This is a genomic window from Fusicatenibacter saccharivorans (assembly GCF_027667425.1).
GTDB classification, from domain to species: domain Bacteria; phylum Bacillota; class Clostridia; order Lachnospirales; family Lachnospiraceae; genus Fusicatenibacter; species Fusicatenibacter saccharivorans.
In genome coordinates this window covers 1-1,668 of record NZ_JAQEGR010000043.1, presented here as the reverse complement: position 1 = coordinate 1,668, position 1,668 = coordinate 1, and the positions used below count along the sequence as shown (strand labels likewise).

The following is a 1,668-nucleotide window of genomic DNA, read 5'->3' as shown; positions in this document are numbered from 1 at the left end:
TTGAAAACTGCGCGTCGCATTCTCGTTACTTCAGCCTGCAAATAAAAAGTCAATACTAAAATTGAAGAAAGTTAAAAAACTTTACAGGTTAAAAATTAGGCATTAAAATAAGGCCACCACAACCAGTGCTGGTCTGAAAGTAAAAGTTTTGAATTAGCTTGGATCAGGAAGAACAGAAAGATATTCTTTCACTCGTCCATAGTATATTCTGAGAAATTTATTAGCACCTGCAGTCATATAAACATAGTAAGGCTTACCCTGGGTGCGTTTTCTGTCCATGAATTGATATACAGGATCATCCTGAGGCATGGTTTTGATAAGAACATCCATTACTTGAAAAAGAGTCTTTCTTAAATTTGAAGATCCACGTTTGGATGTTGGGACGCTTTTTTGGGCATAGGAACCAGATTCGTTTACCCCAGGATCAACTCCGGCGAATGCAGTAAGGGCTCCTTTATGCGTGAATCTGGTTACATCACCGATCTCAGCCATAAGCTGTGGACCGAGAGATGGACCAATCCCTTTAAACTGCATGACAATTGAGTATTCAGGAAGCTTTGAGGCAGTCTCGTTCATGAGAGTGCGTATTGTTTCGACAGTAACGGAAGTACTGTTGAGCTGATCGACAGCTTGTCTGATGATATGTTTGGTTATTTCATTCTTAGGAAATACTGGAACAAGTTCCTTTGTTTTGGTGTAAATTTCTTCCGCTTTTGATTTATTGAAGGCATATTTTTTGCGCTTGCACCAGTTCTGATAATGTTCAACAAAAGCGTTTAGAGACATTTTACGAATGCAATCTACATGCCAGTATGTAGAGACAAAATCAACCCATTTCTGGGAACCATCACTGCGGGTGGGACTATTGAAATAAGTATTTGCATTTGGATAGGTCTGGTCAATGAGGCCAATAAGATTATTTTTCATAGCCGTTTTTTGTTTCACATAGAAATGGAACTGACGATTCATGACCTTTAGCTGAGCGCGTAATTCATCTGTAATACTATACGGTTCAAGACTTTGCCATTTGTCAAGAGCGTAGCGGGCAATCTTGACAGAATCAGCTTTGTCGGACTTGATTTTGCGAAGAGAATCGTTATTAAAATCTTTGACCAACTTGGGATTAACAGCACTGACAAAGAGATCTGCTGCTGAAAGCTGGTGAGCAAGTGCTTCGTAGTAGCGGCCGGTATGTTCCATTACAACCCGGGATTCACCTTCGATAGAATGAATAAGTTTAATAAGTGAATGGATATCACTGGATGTGTGCTTAATCTCAAAAGGAGAGGATACAATCTCCCCAAATGGTCTCAGAATTGTAACCATACTTTTACCTTTTGAAACATCGATACCTACTGCGTTCATAAATTTATCACTCCTTAAAAAATATTACAATGGATAAATACCAGTTTTACTCATTACCTGTTCAAACTACTGTGTGTGACACGAATGCACCTAATGTGATTCAACCTGCATAAAACGAACACTGTGAATGAGGAGCCGGTTATCAGTCTAAAGTACGGACGCGAGGTCCAAGTGATGAAGTCGATATACCATTGCATCCTACATTCTAACAGTTTAAGTAATGAGATGGATAAATCCTTACTGGAAGTAAGGGGATTACCCATAAATATATTGTAGTAGTGATGAGTTAGACGCGCAAAATTT

At 39.0% G+C, this 1,668-nt stretch carries 1 protein-coding gene; it reads right to left on the bottom strand.

What is annotated here, in order from left to right; genetic code table 11:
- Window positions 1-153 precede the first annotated feature (153 nt).
- On the bottom strand, window positions 154-1,365 hold the full coding sequence (locus PGS38_RS17405) for an IS110 family RNA-guided transposase (RefSeq protein WP_055218916.1): 1,212 nt from the start codon (window positions 1,363-1,365) through the stop codon (window positions 154-156).
- Window positions 1,366-1,668: the final 303 nt, after the last annotated feature.